The sequence below is a fragment of the Leadbetterella byssophila DSM 17132 genome, from assembly GCF_000166395.1.
Classification (GTDB): domain Bacteria; phylum Bacteroidota; class Bacteroidia; order Cytophagales; family Spirosomataceae; genus Leadbetterella; species Leadbetterella byssophila.
This window is the reverse complement of the sequence record NC_014655.1, coordinates 3398276-3414588: the sequence shown is the minus strand read 5'-3', so window position 1 is coordinate 3414588 and position 16313 is coordinate 3398276. Positions and strand designations below refer to the sequence as shown.

The 16313-nt window shown below is 40.7% G+C and carries 12 protein-coding genes; 5 read left to right on the top strand and 7 right to left on the bottom strand.

What is annotated here, in order from left to right; genetic code table 11:
• The first annotated feature begins 38 nt into the window (after positions 1-38).
• A complete protein-coding gene (locus LBYS_RS15105) occupies positions 39-1034 on the top strand; it encodes a WD40/YVTN/BNR-like repeat-containing protein (protein ID WP_013409716.1) in 996 nt (331 codons plus the stop codon).
• A gap of 26 nt (positions 1035-1060) precedes the next feature.
• Here the strand turns inward: LBYS_RS15105 and LBYS_RS15100 are convergent, their stop codons facing one another.
• A complete protein-coding gene (locus LBYS_RS15100) occupies positions 1061-2251 on the bottom strand; it encodes a phosphoglycerate kinase (protein WP_013409715.1) in 1191 nt (396 codons plus the stop codon).
• A gap of 281 nt (positions 2252-2532) precedes the next feature.
• Between LBYS_RS15100 and rpsF the strand changes: the two genes are divergently transcribed.
• The 3 genes from rpsF to rplI are packed head-to-tail and all read left to right on the top strand — an operon-like array spanning position 2533 to position 3650.
• Positions 2533-2895, top strand: a complete 363-nt coding sequence (rpsF, locus tag LBYS_RS15090; RefSeq protein WP_013409714.1) for a 30S ribosomal protein S6 — start codon at positions 2533-2535, stop codon at positions 2893-2895.
• Positions 2896-2917: 22 nt separating this feature from the next.
• A complete protein-coding gene (gene rpsR / locus LBYS_RS15085; protein WP_013409713.1) occupies positions 2918-3172 on the top strand; it encodes a 30S ribosomal protein S18 in 255 nt (84 codons plus the stop codon).
• Between the two features lie 25 nt (positions 3173-3197).
• The gene (gene rplI, locus LBYS_RS15080) at positions 3198-3650 is read left to right on the top strand and encodes a 50S ribosomal protein L9 (protein WP_013409712.1); all 453 of its coding nucleotides are present in this window, start codon (positions 3198-3200) and stop codon (positions 3648-3650) included.
• A gap of 154 nt (positions 3651-3804) precedes the next feature.
• Here rplI and LBYS_RS15075 read toward each other — a convergent pair whose 3' ends face one another.
• The 3 genes from LBYS_RS15075 to LBYS_RS15065 all read right to left on the bottom strand — a co-directional run bounded on the left by LBYS_RS15075 (position 3805) and on the right by LBYS_RS15065 (position 8055).
• A complete protein-coding gene (locus tag LBYS_RS15075) occupies positions 3805-5334 on the bottom strand; it encodes an IS1182 family transposase (protein ID WP_013409711.1) in 1530 nt (509 codons plus the stop codon).
• Between the two features lie 139 nt (positions 5335-5473).
• Entirely contained in the window at positions 5474-7114 is a 1641-nt protein-coding gene (locus LBYS_RS15070) for a VRR-NUC domain-containing protein (protein ID WP_013409710.1), read from the bottom strand.
• Positions 7114-8055, bottom strand: coding sequence for a CPBP family intramembrane glutamic endopeptidase (locus LBYS_RS15065; protein WP_013409709.1), 942 nt, complete (start codon positions 8053-8055; stop codon positions 7114-7116). Before LBYS_RS15065 ends, LBYS_RS15070 begins: the two co-directional genes overlap by 1 nt.
• Positions 8056-8179: 124 nt before the next feature.
• Here LBYS_RS15065 and LBYS_RS15060 point away from each other — a divergent pair, with 124 nt between their 5' ends.
• Positions 8180-9622, top strand: coding sequence for an APC family permease (locus LBYS_RS15060; RefSeq protein ID WP_013409708.1), 1443 nt, complete (start codon positions 8180-8182; stop codon positions 9620-9622).
• Here the strand turns inward: LBYS_RS15060 and LBYS_RS15055 are convergent.
• Genes LBYS_RS15055 through LBYS_RS15045 form a run of 3 tightly spaced genes read right to left on the bottom strand, consistent with a single transcriptional unit; the run spans position 9603 to position 16134 of the window.
• Positions 9603-11063 carry an FG-GAP repeat domain-containing protein gene (locus LBYS_RS15055; RefSeq protein WP_013409707.1) on the bottom strand — a complete coding sequence of 487 codons (1461 nt, stop codon included), beginning with the start codon at positions 11061-11063 and terminating at the stop codon, positions 9603-9605. The two genes, LBYS_RS15060 and LBYS_RS15055, sit on opposite strands and share 20 nt — an antisense overlap.
• A gap of 55 nt (positions 11064-11118) precedes the next feature.
• The gene (locus tag LBYS_RS15050) at positions 11119-12900 is read right to left on the bottom strand and encodes a RagB/SusD family nutrient uptake outer membrane protein (protein ID WP_013409706.1); all 1782 of its coding nucleotides are present in this window, start codon (positions 12898-12900) and stop codon (positions 11119-11121) included.
• Positions 12901-12921: 21 nt separating this feature from the next.
• The gene (locus LBYS_RS15045; RefSeq protein WP_041824838.1) at positions 12922-16134 is read right to left on the bottom strand and encodes a SusC/RagA family TonB-linked outer membrane protein; all 3213 of its coding nucleotides are present in this window, start codon (positions 16132-16134) and stop codon (positions 12922-12924) included.
• Between the last annotated feature and the right edge of the window lie 179 nt (positions 16135-16313).

Below are 16313 nucleotides of genomic sequence, written 5' to 3'. Positions count from 1 at the left end.
AATTCTAAGCCTATTTTCACCGTACATTTCCCTGGCATATGAAAAGAATACTACTCCTACTAATATTAAGTTTAAACAGCGCCTGGTGTCAATGGCAAATCCAAACCTTACCCGGATCACCCACTATTCGGGCTTTGGATGCTTCCGGACCTGATCATATTTGGCTATCAGGCTCAAAGGGCTCATTATTTATCAGTACAGACAGAGGAAACACATGGGAGAATCGCTGCCCTGAGGAATACAAGCATCTAGATTTTAGAGGTATTGCCGTTCTATCTGATACGGTAATCATTGCCATGAGTGCGGGAGAAGGAGAAGACGGAAAAGCTGTAGTCATTAAATCAGGGGATAAAGGCAAAACCTGGAGGAAAGTACTTCAAAAGACAGAGCCTGGTACCTTCTTTGATGGCATAAAATTCAAGAGTCCCTGGACAGGTTTTATATTGGGAGATCCTATTGATGCCTATCCTTATTTATTAAAGACTGTAGATGCAGGAGAGACATGGGAAAGAGTAAAAAATCTTCCTCCCATTGAAGAAGGAGAAGCCAGTTTTGCTTCAAGCAACTCCGGCATAGCCACACTGGGAGACAATATATGGTTTCACACCCAAAACAGGGTATTCCATTCTAACAATTCCGGAGAATATTGGCAGGTACATAATACTTTATTTCTAAAAGGGAAAAGCCAGGGAATCTTCGGACTATTTGCTCTGGATCCATATACCTTAATAGCCGTAGGAGGAGATTATCTACCACATAAAGAACCCGTCTTACAATATTCCCTATCCGGATCCAGCGGCCAGGCATGGTATACTCAAAAAGAATTCTGGAAGGTGGGTTTGACGGAATGTATCTCCAGCTTTGGAGAAAAGAAACATTTGATTTCTGTAGGAACCCACGGCACTGCGATATCTCAAGATTCAGGCTATTCCTGGAAGCCCTTAGATCAAGCCTCTTTCCATGTGGTAAAATGCTTTGGAAATACTTGCTTAGCAGCAGGTGGAGAGGGTAAAGTGGGTATAATAAGCTTATAGAGAAAGCGGCTTAACGCCGCTTTCTCTTAATTTTCTAAGGCTGCCACGCCCGGAAGCGTTTTGCCTTCCATATATTCTAATAAAGCACCACCACCAGTGGAAACGTAGGATACTCTATCTCCGTAACCTGCGTTATTGATAGCAGCGGCAGAATCACCACCTCCTATTAAGGAGAAGGCATTATTATCATCCGTAGCTTTTACCACTGCCTCTGCTATAGCATTAGTACCGATGGCAAAATTAGGAAACTCAAACACGCCCATTGGGCCATTCCAAAGGATGGTTTTAGAACTTGCTACTACACTACTGAATAACTCAATCGTTTTTGGTCCTATATCCAAACCTTCTTTATCATCTGGAATCTCTCCAGTAGCGTAAGTTGCTCTCGGAGCTTCATTGCTAAAGCTATCTGCTGCTACATTATCAAGAGGCATATACACCTTAACCCCTTTTTCTTTAGCTTTCTCTAAGATACTCAAAGCAAGATCTAACTTATCCGCTTCTAATAGAGATTTACCTATATTTCCACCTAATGCCTTAGTGAAGGTATAAGTCATACCACCACCAATGATCAGGTTATCTACTTTATCTAATAATCTCTCAATGATCAGGATCTTGTCAGAAATTTTAGCTCCACCCATGATAGCGGTGAAAGGCTTTTCCGCATTCTCTAATATATGACGAGCATTATCAATTTCTGCCTGCATTACTTTTCCGCAGATCTTATCTGTAAAGAATTGACCTATAACAGCAGTAGAAGCATGAGCTCTGTGAGCAGTACCAAAGGCGTCATTTACCCAAACATCACCTAGTTCAGCAAGTTTCTGGGCAAATTGAACGTCTCCTTTTTCTTCTTCTTTATAAAATCTTAAATTTTCGAGCAATAAGACCTCACCCGGTTGAAGAGAAGCAGCTTGTTCTTTCGCTTGTTCACCAACACAATCGTCAGCAAATTTCACCGAAACCCCTAGTATTAAAGATAAAGGTGTAACAATGTGTTTCAGAGAGTATTTTTCTGTAGGACCGTCCTTGGGTCTACCCAAGTGAGACATTAAAATTACGGATCCGCCGTCAGCAAGAATTTTCCGAATAGTTGGTATAGTGGCTTTAATACGAGTATCATCAGTAATTTCAAAGCGCTCATTTAAAGGCACATTGAAATCTACTCTTACCAAAGCTTTTTTGCCCGCGAAATCAAAGCTATCTACTGTTCTCATAGATGGTTGCAAAACTTCTTTTTGGTTATAAGGTTTCAAAATTAAAATTTATAAGCGTTGCCCCTCCATGTTTTGGATAGAATTTTCAAAAAGCTCCCTTCAATAAAAGCAATTATCCAAAAAAATACTTCTTTATTCCAATTCCCTTGAACAACCTGTCTTATACCAGTAGAATTTACACATTTTTTTAAGCCATAAGTTTGATTTTCAAGTAAGAAGCTGTATTTTTGCAGTCCGATTTTTCGGAAAAAACTATTTATCAATTCATTATAATTAGACAAATGTTTCAAAACCAGTACGAAACAGTGTTCATTTTAACTCCCGTTTTATCTGATGCCCAGATAAAGGACGCTGTCGACAAATTCAAATCAGTATTAACTGATAACGGTGCTGAGATCATCAACGAGGAAGCTTGGGGTCTTAAGAAATTGGCTTATCCAATTCAGCACAAAACTACGGGCTATTATCAGTTAGTTGAGTTTAAAGCGGATCCTAAGTTGATCGCTACATTGGAAACTGAGTACAAACGTGACGAACGTGTTCTTCGATTCTTAACTACCAAGTTAGATAAGCATGCTATTGAGTATTCTGAAAGAAGAAGAAAAGGCGGCTTCAAAAAAGCTGAAACAACTGTAGCAGAGTAATCACACCAAAACATTTATCGTTATGTCATTAGTAAACGAACCGGTAGAAAGAAAAGAACAAAACCGTAAAAAATACTGTAGATTCAAGAAATTAGGAATCAAATATGTGGACTACAAAGATCCTAACTTCCTTTTGAAATTCTTGAATGAACAAGGAAAGATTCTTCCTAGAAGATTGACTGGTAACAGCCTGAAGTTCCAAAGACGAGTGGCTATCGCTGTAAAACGTGCTCGTCACTTGGCCCTATTGCCTTACGTGGCTGATGGTCTTAAGTAATCAATCTCAAAATCTTTAATGTACAATGGAAATCATATTAAAAACAGATATAGCGGGACTAGGTTATAAAAACGATATCATCAGCGTTAAGCCTGGTTACGGTCGCAACTACCTTATCCCTCAAGGATACGCGGTGTTAGCTTCTGAGTCTAACAAGAAAATCCTTGCTGAAAACTTAAAGCAAGCAGCTCACAAAGCTGAAAAAATCAAAGCTGATGCTGAAGCAATTGCAGCTCAAATCGGTGATACTGTAGTGACTATCGCTACTAAAGTAGGTGAAAGTGGTAAAATCTTCGGACGTATCACTAACACTCAAATCTCTGATGCTTTAGCAGAAAAAGGAGTTATAGTAGATCGTAAGAAAATCTCTGTAGGTGATATCAAATTTGTAGGTGACTACACTGCTATCATCGACCTTCACAAAGAAGTGAAAAAAGAATTATCTGTGAAAGTAGTTGCTGAAACTACAGAAGCTTAATTCTGAAGAATCCTATAATGAAAAAGAGGACGTCTCAAAACCTAAATGAGGCGTTCTCTTTGTTTTCAATTTATTTAGGCTGGGATTTCTTATTTGATTTTTTATATTCCAACCTCAGGAGGTTGAATTTGCAAATAGTATTGAACAAGGTCTCTCAGGAGGCCTTTTTTCGTATATTTTGTGCTATGGCCAATAGGCCGAACTCAATTTCGACTTTATGCTTACCCCGAAGCATAAATCGTTTAAAGCCGTGATTGCTTTTTATGTTTGCAAAGACGGGTTCCACATCGTAACACCTTTTCTTTCGCCTTTTTATTCCTTCTTCACTGTTAAGAAGTTCATAGGCCTGCTTCCGCTGTCGCTCCAGTCGTTCATTGACTTGGACTATCCGATTCCCTTCCATCTTATTACAAGTTCCGTTTAGTGGACAGTGCCCGCAATTTTGGGCTTGATATTTTCTTGAGGTTTGTTCAAAACCTGTGCTGGTCTTCCTTTTACTCTCTCCAATGAAATTCATTTGCTGACCCATCGGACAGATGAAACAGTCTTCTTGGGCATTGTAGAATAGCTTATCGGTACTAAATGGGTCCTGGTTATTGGTGTTCTGCTGTCGGTCAAAGAGATTGTATTTGATGTAGGCCTTTACTTTTTTGCCTTCCAGTAAGGTATAATTTTCCTCAGAACCGTAGCCTGCATCTGCCGTGATAACCTTGGGAGCTTGCTGATAGCTTGCTTCATGCTGAGCTATATGCGCTGCCAGAGTGGTGGTGTCGTTGGGGTTGGGGTGAATCGTGTAATTTACAACGAATTGGTTGGAGCTGGAAATTTGAACATTGTAAGCCGGCTTCAATTGCCCATTCCTCATGTGATCCTCCTTTAACCTCATAAATGTGGCTCCCTCATCCGTCTTGCTGTAACTGTTACGCTCTCCAAGAATCTGCTCCTGTTCTTCGTATTTGCCCATGTTCTGCGGAAAGTGTTTGGTGGCATAACTCAGTTTGCCTTTTACCTTCTTGTCAATATCTTTTTTCTTGCCCAAAACCTCATTGAGCTTATCGACGGTACACTGTACTTTTTCTCTAGTAATGGTGGTGAAGTCAGGGGGATCGGGAAGGTTATCCTCTTTGCTGGCAACACTTTGAGCATATTCCCAAATGCCTTTCAATTGCTGCTTCATCTTCTCTTTATTGGTCGCAATAGCCTTTTTCCAAACAAAGGTGTAACGATTGGCATTGGCCTCTATTTTGGTCCCATCAACACAAACCTCTTCAATACTCAAAAGTCCTTCCTGGGCTAAAAGCTTAACTACTTCTTCGAACACACTTCGAAGACTTTCTCGAAGGCGGTCACTTCTGAAACGGTTAATGGTGTTATGGTCAGGATAGCTCATGCCGCTTATCCACATAAAATAGATACTCTCTTTACAGGCTGCCTCTATCTTCCTGCTCGAATATACATTGCTTACATACCCATAAACCAACACTTTAAGCAGCATCTGAGGATGATAACTGGAGGCACCGGTCAATTTATACGAAGCATGCAGAGGAGCGAGATTAATTTTATTAATGACCTCATTGACCACCCGTACCGGATGATTCTTGGGAACCAGTTCCTCCAAACTTGGAGGCAATAGCATCATTTGCTGCTGGTCGTAAGGCTTAAAAGTGGGTTTTCTTGATGCCATACCCTTGATTTTTTATACCTAAATATATGAAAATCAGGATAATAACGCAAGTTTTAAAGAGAAAATGTGAAGCCAAATCTAAAAAAAACCTCGGCTTCAAAATAAAAACGAGGGTGCCTTTATGAGACACCCTCTTTTTTTATTCCTCAAACTTGACCCTCAAAACCCTGGCTTTGATCCCTAACTCTTGAAAAGTTTTCAACCAATACAACTGTTGATGGCTCAAAGCATCATTAGGACTTTTGATCTCGATCAATTCATAAGTCTCTTCGTCCCAAATCAATAAATCAGGCATACCTCTACTGTTTTCCACGAGATTCATAGCCATGGTTCGCATGATTTGTCGCAAAGCTTGAAGATCAATCCTAGTGACTAACACCCTCACCATGCTCCAGATCTCTACATCCCAAACCACAAAAGGATTGGCCGTTCCGTATTCCCTCTCAAATACTTCCCAGAGATGAAGCACTAATTCCTCCGCATTCTCATATTGCAGCAACCTTTCCTCTACCTGCTGCTCTCTTTTGATGTAGAAGTCCGGTAGATAAAGATCTGAAGGTCTGCGCTGGAAAGGGTGGTGAAAAGCCACCAAACTAGGATCAAAGATGATATCCCACATCCACAGTCCAAACAAAGCCCTCCAGGAGAAGTTCTCTGAAAAAGAACCGGAATAACCCTTTTCTAAGAAATACTCCAAACTTCCTAACTCCACTTGATGCTTATACATGGCCGGTATATGTATTTCTTCCGCTTCTTTCAAGAAGAGAGTGGTATGCTTCTTGTTTTTCTTACCGGATAAGGTAGGAAGAAAAAATTCCGCAAAATACTGCTCATCTACATTATATGGGGCTGAAATCATCTCCTCACACAAAACCCTAGCCTCTTCGAAAAATTTAGCTTTGGCCAAACAGCGCGCCCTTCGCTCCCTGGATGGAGGAACTTCTGCATCTTCATATACTTCAAGTGCTAATTCATAATTTTTATGCCTTTCCAGAAACCTACCTATGTTCAATTGCAATCTCTGAAAAGAAGGGATGGCTACCGTACTCAAATCCTTATGCTCGTCCCGAAAAGAACAGTACCAATCATACACTTGATGCGCTGAATAGTGAGATTTGATTTCCTCGAAAACCAAGAATTGCTCAGAAATTAACCACTTATCTTCCGCTTCCTTACGCGTTTGGAATCTGGCTACAAGGTCATCTTCACTGGTCTTATGGTATTGGATCAAACCCAAATCCCGAATGACAAATTCCGTCATATCCATACTTCTGTTCCCAAAAAACAGGAACTTCAGAAACGACACTTCATGCTCAAAGTTGACTTTTAGCAGAGTTATCGTGGAGGAAACCGTTTTAAACATCTCCCTAATGCTCAACTTCTCTAAAACCACGTGCATCATCTCCTCCTTAAGCATTTGTTTAGAACAGACTTCCGGAAAACACTTGAGCAATTCATTCTTCGTCAATGTCTGGAGTAGATCCTTGACAAAATAACTATGTTCAGGATAAGCTAGATACTGAATGAAACCCCTCTCTTTCAATACTCCAATCTGAGCAGGGATATCCCCAATCTCGGCATAAGATAAACTACCTTCTCTAAAAAAGATTCCTTTTCTGTTACAGAAACGTATGAAGAGACATTGGGCATCTTCAGGCAATGAATAGTATTTCCTTAAGAATCTCCACTCCTCTTCAGAGAGTAAGTGTCCATATTTCTCCTTTACAAAGGAGAGCAAGTACTCGAAATTTTCGTGGTAGTATTTAGGAGGTAATTCCACTATACATTTTCCTTATTCTTTGGATAAAACCTATAAATAAGAAACGCAAAAATCACCGTAGAAAGTGCTACATAAATCAGTGGAATATTATCCATCTTCTCAAAATCCTTAGAAATGATGCCTTTATGTACCAAATGATACATAATAACCGCTAATGAATTATTGAATATGTGCGCTAAAATGGGTACCCAAATATTTCCGGTCCAAACATAAAAATAACCAAATAGGGCTCCTAGGAGTACCCTAGGAAAGAAGCCATAGAATTGAAAATGTATACTAGAGAATATAATAGCAGCAGCCCAAATAGCCAGATGATAATTTCCAAAGACACGGATAAACTTCCTTTGAATCAAACCTCTAAACAAAAGCTCCTCTCCGATCCCCGCTATAATACCTATGACTATAATATTCATCAATAACTGGCCTATGGTATCGGACTTTGCAAGAAACTCTGTAATCTCAGCTGCCTGCCTTTCCATCTCCTTCATCACAGCTTCCAACCCTTTCAGAGCCTCAGGTAAATGCAGACCTTCATTCCATGAAGTGACTAAAGCGTTTAGAGGCAAAAAGGAAATTTGAATCAAAAAAACAAACAGGAGAGTACTTACACCAGGAAAAGCATTTGAGTTGAAGTCAGAAAAACGCTTTTTCTCCATCCAGGACCAGTAAGCCAGGGAAGTTCCTATAAATAGAATCATGGACGAAAGCCCTTGCATCCAAATCAAAGTCCACCAACCGGAACGAGAAGAGGTTAATAGATTCATACCCTCACCTAAAGCTTCCATATCTAAATTCCCTTCCTTCATCATATTCATAAAGAGCATTCCAGCTTGTAGTATTGAGGCTAATACAAATGCCAAACATAAAAAGCCAAACAAAATAAGGATTCCAGATAAAGCTTCTCTTTCTTTAGAATTCTTTACAAAGGGGATATAATTCATATCAATAAAATTTTAGCAAATATCGACATTTTCCGAAAGCATTTTAACCACTTAAAATTTATGAATTGATTTTTTTTGGGTTATTTATGTACTTTTGCGAGTATCACTTAACCCAAACCTCTGAATGGCAAACTTTAAACGCGAAATTAACCTTTACGATGCAGTAATGCTGGTATCCGGGTCAATGATTGGATCCGGTATTTTTATTGTCTCTGCTGACGTAGCCCGACAAACCGGGGATGCCGGATGGCTACTACTCTCCTGGCTGATAGCCGGAGGTCTGACTATGATGGCAGCCTTATCCTATGGAGAATTAACCTCCATGTTCCCACAAGCCGGAGGTCAGTACGTCTTTCTCCAAAAGGCTTACAACAAACTAGTAGGATTCCTGTACGGCTGGTCCTTCTTTGCCGTGATCCAAACAGGTACTATTGCAGCAGTAGGTGTGGCATTTGCCAAGTACACCGGTGTACTTGCACCAAGTATCATCAATGATGACCCTTTGATCTCACTCGGAGGATCCTTTCAGATTACCACCCAAAGAATTTTGGCTATAATTAGCATTATTTTCCTAACCTATTCCAATACCAAAGGAGTAAAGCAAGGCAAGATCATACAAAACATATTTAGTAGTACTAAGATTATTGCCCTGGCATTCTTGATTCTGATAGGATTTATTTATGCCAACTCAGAGGTTATCGCTGCTAACTTCAACCAGATATTCCAATCCCATCCTACTGCTCAATTACAAATCGATAGTACATGGATAGCCACTACCATCGGAGGAATGGGGATCATCTTGGCATTAGGAATTACCCAAGTAGGAACTTTATTTTCAAGCGACTCCTGGCATGGATTAGCCACCGCCGGAGATGAGGTTATAAATCCTGAAAAAAACATCCCTAGAGGATTGATCATAGGAACTATCCTTGTAACCGTTCTTTACTTATTGACCAATATCGTGTATCTCTTGATTTTACCTTTACAAGGTAACCCTGAAGCCACAGATGTGATGGGTAGAGGTATACAATTTGCCGCTCAGGACAGAGTGGCAGCCGCAGCTACTGAAGCTATTGGAGGTCCTTCCATGGCCATTTTTATGGCAGTTTTGATCATGATCTCTACCTTTGGTTGCAACAACGGTCTTATACTCACTGGGGCTAGAATGACCTATACCATGGCCAAAGACAAGCTCTTCTTCAAGAATTTTGGCACCTTAAATAAAGCTGGTGTACCTTCTACTGCTTTATGGTGGCAATGTGCCTGGGCTTCCATCCTTTGTCTAAGCGGAAAATATGGAGATCTCCTAGATTATCTTATGACCGTGGTGATCCTTTTCTATGTACTTACTATCGTAGGGATCTTTATCTTAAGAAAAAAGATGCCTGACCATCCAAGACCTATCAAAGCACCTTTATATCCAGTTTTACCATTTATCTACGTGGTTTTAGCATCCATCATCATTATTATTCTTTGCAAAGAAAAACCACAATTTACCTATCCCGGGCTAGGAATAGTAGCCCTAGGTATACCGGTCTACTACTGGTTTAAAAAGAAAGAAGATTAAGCAAAACCCCTACTTCGGTGGGGGTTTTTACTATTTGGGGCTTTCTAGCTAAATCATGCGCTCCCAAAAAGATATCCGGCCTTCCATCTTTATTATAATCCCCAATTTCCATAACCATCCATTGTCCAAAATTCACTTCTGGGAAGGTATAAGGCTGGAACTGATACTTGCCTTTGTTTTCTAGGTACACAAAACCCTCTTCCGCATCTTTACGATAATAGGCAATGGCGGCTATATCTAAATCACCGTCCCCATCAAAGTCTACCGCTCTGGCGTGGGTTGCGCCGTACATGGGATAGAAATACGTCTGCTTATATTTTTTGTCTTGTTTCTCAAAAATTCGTATTCCATGATATGGTTTTAGAGTACCCGAATAATCTGCATTATCTCCGTTGACATATAGAATATCCTTCTTGCCGTCTCCATTAAAATCCGCTAATTCAAACCAGGATGAACCGTATACTGGAGAGAACTGAAGCACCTCCTCTTCTTTGAATTTACCCTTCCCCTTATTATAGAATACACTAATTCCCTCCCAGGCTTGAGCAAAAAGGACCACAAGATCTTTTCTACCATCTCCGTCCATATCCTCCACCACTATGTTACGAGCTCCCGGAAGTTCTTTTATGGTATTCGCCTTCTTTGTCTTTCCATCATACCATGAAAGGTTTCCGGTTTCAAAACCAAAATTACATACTACATAATCCTTGATTCCATCTTCATTTACGTCTAATAGAGCAAAATCTGCCGGCTTATGCAAATGATCCAAGATTAGGGTGCCATCCGCTTTGATTAACTTTCCCTTTTCCTTTTCGTGAGGGCCCAGAAGTCCTAGATCCAACAAATAGTCAGTCCCTTCAAGATGACGTATCACAGAAAATACCCCCGGTTCTTGTAATACACGTGCCTCTTTTCCAAAGATCTGCACTTCTCCTCTTGGGCTACCCGCCCAGATTTCACTTGTCTTAGGATTAAAACCGAGGGCCGTAGTATTATGTTGAAACCCCTCAGATACCAGAATAGGCTCAAATTTCCAATCTTTCATTTCCTTAATCAGGCTAGGCTTTTTAGCTTGAGGAAGGGGCTTTTCAGGAGCATTGTCAAGATAATATTTCAAGATCTTTTGGTAATCCTCTTCGTGTAACCTTGGTGTAAGGGGATAAATATTCTGGTATACCAAATTTTCCGTTCCCTGCTGAACCTGAAGTACGTTTTTTTGGAACACATCACCCATACCTAAGCGAAGTCCCATTTCAGGAAGAGTTTTGTTTTGCCAGGTGGTCTTATCAAGCATTTCAGGGCCAACGTACCTATGACAGGAGCTACAATGCATTTTAGCTAAGGTTTCACCTGGCAATCCGCTTGGTCGAGGCTGCCTTTCAGAAGGTGTTGAGTTACAAGCTTGTAAAAAAAGAGCAAGAGAAAAGATGTATAGCCTCATATAAATAGGAAGAAGTCGGCACGAACGTACCGACTTCTAAGGATTATTTCTTCAATTAATTATAACCCGGGTTTTGTTTCAATGTCGACTGTCCGTTCTTAGTACTTAAGTCGATTTGAGTCAAAGGAATAGGATAAACTTCATTTTTACCTTTAGTGAATTTACCATCTCTCACATCCGGAGTGATTGCCCCTTCATAGGCAAAATATGCATTTAAGGTTTCCGCAGCTATACCCCAGCGAGACAAGTCGAAGAAGCGGTGTCCTTCCATGGCTAATTCCAACTTACGTTCAAAATAGATAGCTTGCAGAGCCGCATCTTTACCCATGCTAGCAAAGGCCCCTGCCGGATAAGTTTTGATCTGATAATTAGAAGCAGGAGTATCTGAGAATCCATCCATAGGGCTACTAGGATTAATGTACTCGTGTAACCAGCTATCTTTTTTAGCCGCTCTGGCGCGTACCATGTTTACCAATTCTTGAGCTCTAGCCAGGTTACCCAGTTGGGCTTCCGCTTCAGCTGCCATTAATAGTACATCTGCGAAGCGGATGATATTGATATTGATGGCGGAACCAGGTGCCCATGAACTCTGATCAGCGTAGGTAGCTTGATCATGTTGCCAGTAGATGCTCTTCTTTGGAGAATAAGGACCTGCATATGCTTGGTCACGGATCCAGTTTTGTCCAGGATGATATCCCCAATCGTGGAAAGGAATACCTCTTCTACCTACGGTCCAGTCCAAACGTGGATCTACAGGTGTAGTTTTATCTGGAGTAAATGCTGCTGAAGAAAGGATACCTTGATCATTCTTAAGCATTTTACTATTGTAGTTTGAAATAATAGGCAAACCTTGAGCGTCTGTTTGGAAAGAGTTAGCTAAGTCAATACTTGGCTGATAAAATCCACAGCAACGGAAAGGAGAGTTATAAGGGTGGTTAAGCATCCATCCTTCATTTCCGTTTGCAATAGAGTTTGTTCCATCATTAGCTACCTGTTGTACGGCAAAAACGGATTCTTTGCTATTTTTTGTAGCCGCGTTAAAGTTATCCTGATAACGATCTAATAATCCATATTTTTCACCTGAGGAAGTCACACCGTTAGCAATAACTGCATCAAAAGTAGCTTTTGCTTCTGCCCATTTCTTTTGGAACAATTGTGCTTTTCCTAAATAAGCACCAGCAGCCCACTTGTTTGCTCTACCTTTCTGACTTTGAGTATTAGGCAGATTATCATAGGCAAATTTAAAATCTGCCTCAATTTGCGGCCATACATCAGAGTCATTAGGAACTGATGCCGGATCTTCAGTAGTTTCATCAATCCAAGGAATATTTCCGAACATCTTTTTCAGATCAAAGTAGTAGTGACCGCGTAAGAATCTAGCTTCACCCTCTATGGTTTTCTTATCAGCATCAGAAATATCTGAAGCATCTCTAAGATTCTTGATTACGGAGTTAGCGCGGTTGACTCCTTCGTAGCCTACCACCCACTTACTATTAAAGAAACCGTTTGATGCATCAGCGGTCATCTGCATGATGGAGTTGATACCGGCCTGGTCAGAACCATCTGAACCTTTTTTAGCTTCTCCCCCGGCTACGGTACCGTAAATCCAGTTGTCTGCTGCAGTATTCCATGCGCTACCGCCACCCATACCGGTTCCGTCAAGCCCTCCATATACGCCTATTAACAGGGCATCTATACCCGCTCTTGTTTTTAACTGCGCATCAGAAAGTGCACCTAAAGCTGGCAAGTCAAAGAAAGAATCCTTACAAGATGTGGCACTGAATACCAGTCCTGTGGCCAGCACCACTGAAAGCTTTATTTTATGTATTGATTTCATAACTTCTAAAAAAATTTTAACTTAGAATGAAAGGTTTAGACCAATGAGGAATTGTTTGGTGTTAGGATAAGTACCTTCATCCAAACCGAAGGCGGTTGAACCGTCTGCACGGCTTTGTCCCACCTCAGGATCTGGACCGCTATACTTGGTAAATGTAAAGAGGTTAGCGGCCTGAATGTAGATTCTTGCACTCTCAATCTTAAGTTTAGATAATGCACTGCTAGGAATTCTATATCCTAACTGTGTAGTTTTCGCTCTCAAATAAGAACCATTTTCAATGTAATACGAGTTAGGAACGTTATTTGTACTAAATGAACCTTCAACCTCTTGGATAGGTGCGGTAGCATTTTGTCTGGTAGGCGTCCAAGAGTCATGTAATGCTGTTAAGCTTTTCGCACCTTGGAATGAAGGATAGAAATCTGTCCACCATTTCACTTGGTTCCAAATATCGTTTCCTTGAACACCGTATAAGAAGATACTAAAGTCAAATGCTTTGTATTTAGCCCCAAGGTTTATACCGTAGGTGAAATCAGGATTTGGATTACCTAAGAAGGTTCTATCTAGAGGAGTGATTTTACCGTCACCATTCATGTCTTTGTAACGGAATCTACCTACTCCAATACCGTCTTGATACAAGCCACCTGCTTTAGCATTTGCAGCATCAATTTCAGCCTGAGAATTCCAGAAACCTTCAATTTGATATCCGAAGAATTGTCCTATGGATTGACCCACTTGGTTTCTTACGATAGTTGCACCGTTAAAACGTCTACCTTCCTGGTCAAAATAAGTAGCTCCATCAGATACCTTCAAAATCTCATTGTTATAGGTAGTGAAAGTCAATGTGGCATTCAATTGAAGATCACGATTCACGTTTTTCTCCCCATAGATGGTCATGTCTATACCTTGGTTTCTCATGGAACCAATGTTTACAGTAGGGCGAGTACCTTGACCTACTGTTGCAGGTAGATCTGGGGCAAAAAGAAGTCCGTTAGTTTGTTTCTTATACCAGTCGAAGTTGATCACCAAGGCATTATTGAAGAAACCGGCGTCAAAACCTACGTTAGTATTCACCACTTCTTCCCATTTCGCATTAGGATTACCTATACGCGTTCTAATGAAGCCCATAGCTGTTCCATTAGAGCTACCTGTGATATCATAGAAAGCTGAACCTCTGTTTTGACCGTAAGTAGTAAACTGGTTAGCTTGGCTTACGTTAAACTGGTTACCTACTTTACCCCAGCCTCCGCGGATTTTTAAATCTGACAACCAGTTCACGTCTTGCATGAAATCTTCGTCTTTTACTTTCCACGCTGCAGAGAATGCAGGGAACACCCCGAAGTTCTGTACGAATTTCGACGAACCGTCACGACGAATAGTAGCACTCAATAGATACTTATCAAATAGAGAGTAGTCTACTCTGCCGAAGTAAGAGAACAAGGCATCTTCTCCTCTACCTGAACCGTTAGTCTGTGTACCTGAACCTGTGCTAAGTGTAGTGTAGTTAGGGTCAAATGAGAAATAGCTTAATGTTCTACCTTCCATCCAACGGCTTCTACCGTAATTAGATTCTGTACCCGCCATCACTTTGAATACATGGTCAGTACCTAAATTAAAATCATAAGTTAAGGTATTAGACCAAGTCCAGTTGAAGCCAGTACCTGAATATTCGTAATAAGAGTTAGTAGTATTGTTTTCAGCATTCTCATATTCAGGATAGCTGAAAGAGTTGCTGTGTGAGCTCCAAGTAGATCCACCAAAGTTTGTTCTAAATACTAAATTCTTTAAGATATCAGCTTCAGCAAAGATATTACCCATGATCTGTGTAGTAAGACCTTTATTATCTTTCGCACGAACACGTTGAGCTACAGGGTTTCTAGCATTACCTAAGCCTGATCCAAATGAACCAGCAAAGTTACCGTTAATGTCATAAACAGGGATGATGGGCTGCTGACGGTATGACATACCTATGGCACTTCCTTCCTCTAGGAATCCTGAAGTAGGGTTATCTACGAAAGCAACCGCTAGGTTCTCACCTACTCTGATTCTACTGTTCACATTATACTGGGAGTTAGATCTCAATGTATAACGTTCAAGGTAGGTGTTCATCAAGTTACCTTGTTGGTTATAATAATTTAAAGAGAACAAATAACCTCCCTGAGTGCCTCCTCCGCTAACGCTCACGTTATGGCTCTGCATAGGAGCATCCTTGAAAACCTCGTGGAACCAGTCGGTACCTTCTTTGTTGGCCTTAACTATACGATAAAAACCTCCTACATCCGAAGAATTAGTGTAATACGGATTTACGTTATAAAGCGCTTCATTTACCGTGGAAGCACCTGTAGGCACGATATAGTTCGGCAGCACAGGTGTAGCACCACTTCCATACTGAGCATCAGAAAGAGGTAAACCTGAGTTCTTATATACCAACCATTTCAAATCAGCCATCCCCTGAGGATCCAAAAGGTTATATACGTTACCTTTAGCTACCTGCTGGGTCCCCATAAATCCATCGTAATTCACTTTTACCTTACCCTTTCCTTTTTTAGTGGTAATGATAATTACACCGTTTGCTGCACGAGAACCGTAAATAGAAGCCGCTGCAGCATCTTTCAATACCTGCATAGACTCCAAGTCATTAGGGTTCAAGTTGTTGATATCCTGAGTAGGCATACCGTCAACGATGTATAAAGGAGCGTTGTTTCCAAAGGAGTTAATACCGCGAATACGTATTTGCGGGGCTGTACCCGGTTGACCGGTACCAAGAACGGTGATACCTGAAGCTCTACCTTGTAACTGGTTAGCGATATTAGAGGTAGGTTGCTCAATCAATTCAGAGACTTTTACTACGGAAACCGCTCCGGTTAAGTCCTTCTTTTTTACGGTACCGTAACCTATCACAACTACCTCGTCAAGGGCAGCTTGATCACTTTTCAAACCCACATCCACCTGAGATCTGTTGCCTACTGCCTCCTCATGCGTCACCATACCTACGAAGGTGAACACAAGAACTGAGTTGGAACTAGGAACGGCAATGCTATACTGACCGTCCACATTTGTTTGAGTAGCTACAGTGGTCCCCTTCACCGTTACCGTCACTCCCGGTAAAGCAGTGTTGTCCGCTGCATCTGTAACCCGTCCTGTAATGGTTTTGGTCTGTCCAAAGACACTGCTCTGTATGAGGAAAAATCCGAGCAATAGGACAAGACCGTACTTTGAAAATAGATTTGTTTTCATACGGTATATTAAAATGGTTGAATAATTACCCGAAATATATATGAACTTTTCAAATACCGTACTATGGTAGCAAATAGATTTAATCAAATAATTTATAAAAGTTTTTATATTTTCGCTTTTTGTATGATTTTTAAACATTTTACACAATTAATGTGTAAAAAAGACACATTTTTATAAAA

Excerpts from the sequence above, each read along its gene's own strand:
- LBYS_RS15105 (WP_013409716.1), top strand. The coding sequence starts at position 39 with ATGAAAAGAATACTACTCCTACTAATATTAAGTTTAAACAGCGCCTGG.
- LBYS_RS15100 (WP_013409715.1), bottom strand. The coding sequence starts at position 2,251 with ATGAGAACAGTAGATAGCTTTGATTTCGCGGGCAAAAAAGCTTTGGTA.
- rpsF (WP_013409714.1), top strand. The coding sequence starts at position 2,533 with ATGTTTCAAAACCAGTACGAAACAGTGTTCATTTTAACTCCCGTTTTA.
- rpsR (WP_013409713.1), top strand. The coding sequence starts at position 2,918 with ATGTCATTAGTAAACGAACCGGTAGAAAGAAAAGAACAAAACCGTAAA.
- rplI (WP_013409712.1), top strand. The coding sequence starts at position 3,198 with ATGGAAATCATATTAAAAACAGATATAGCGGGACTAGGTTATAAAAAC.
- LBYS_RS15075 (WP_013409711.1), bottom strand. The coding sequence starts at position 5,334 with ATGGCATCAAGAAAACCCACTTTTAAGCCTTACGACCAGCAGCAAATG.
- LBYS_RS15065 (WP_013409709.1), bottom strand. The coding sequence starts at position 8,055 with ATGAATTATATCCCCTTTGTAAAGAATTCTAAAGAAAGAGAAGCTTTA.
- LBYS_RS15060 (WP_013409708.1), top strand. The coding sequence starts at position 8,180 with ATGGCAAACTTTAAACGCGAAATTAACCTTTACGATGCAGTAATGCTG.
- LBYS_RS15055 (WP_013409707.1), bottom strand. The coding sequence starts at position 11,063 with ATGAGGCTATACATCTTTTCTCTTGCTCTTTTTTTACAAGCTTGTAAC.
- LBYS_RS15050 (WP_013409706.1), bottom strand. The coding sequence starts at position 12,900 with ATGAAATCAATACATAAAATAAAGCTTTCAGTGGTGCTGGCCACAGGA.
- LBYS_RS15045 (WP_041824838.1), bottom strand. The coding sequence starts at position 16,134 with ATGAAAACAAATCTATTTTCAAAGTACGGTCTTGTCCTATTGCTCGGA.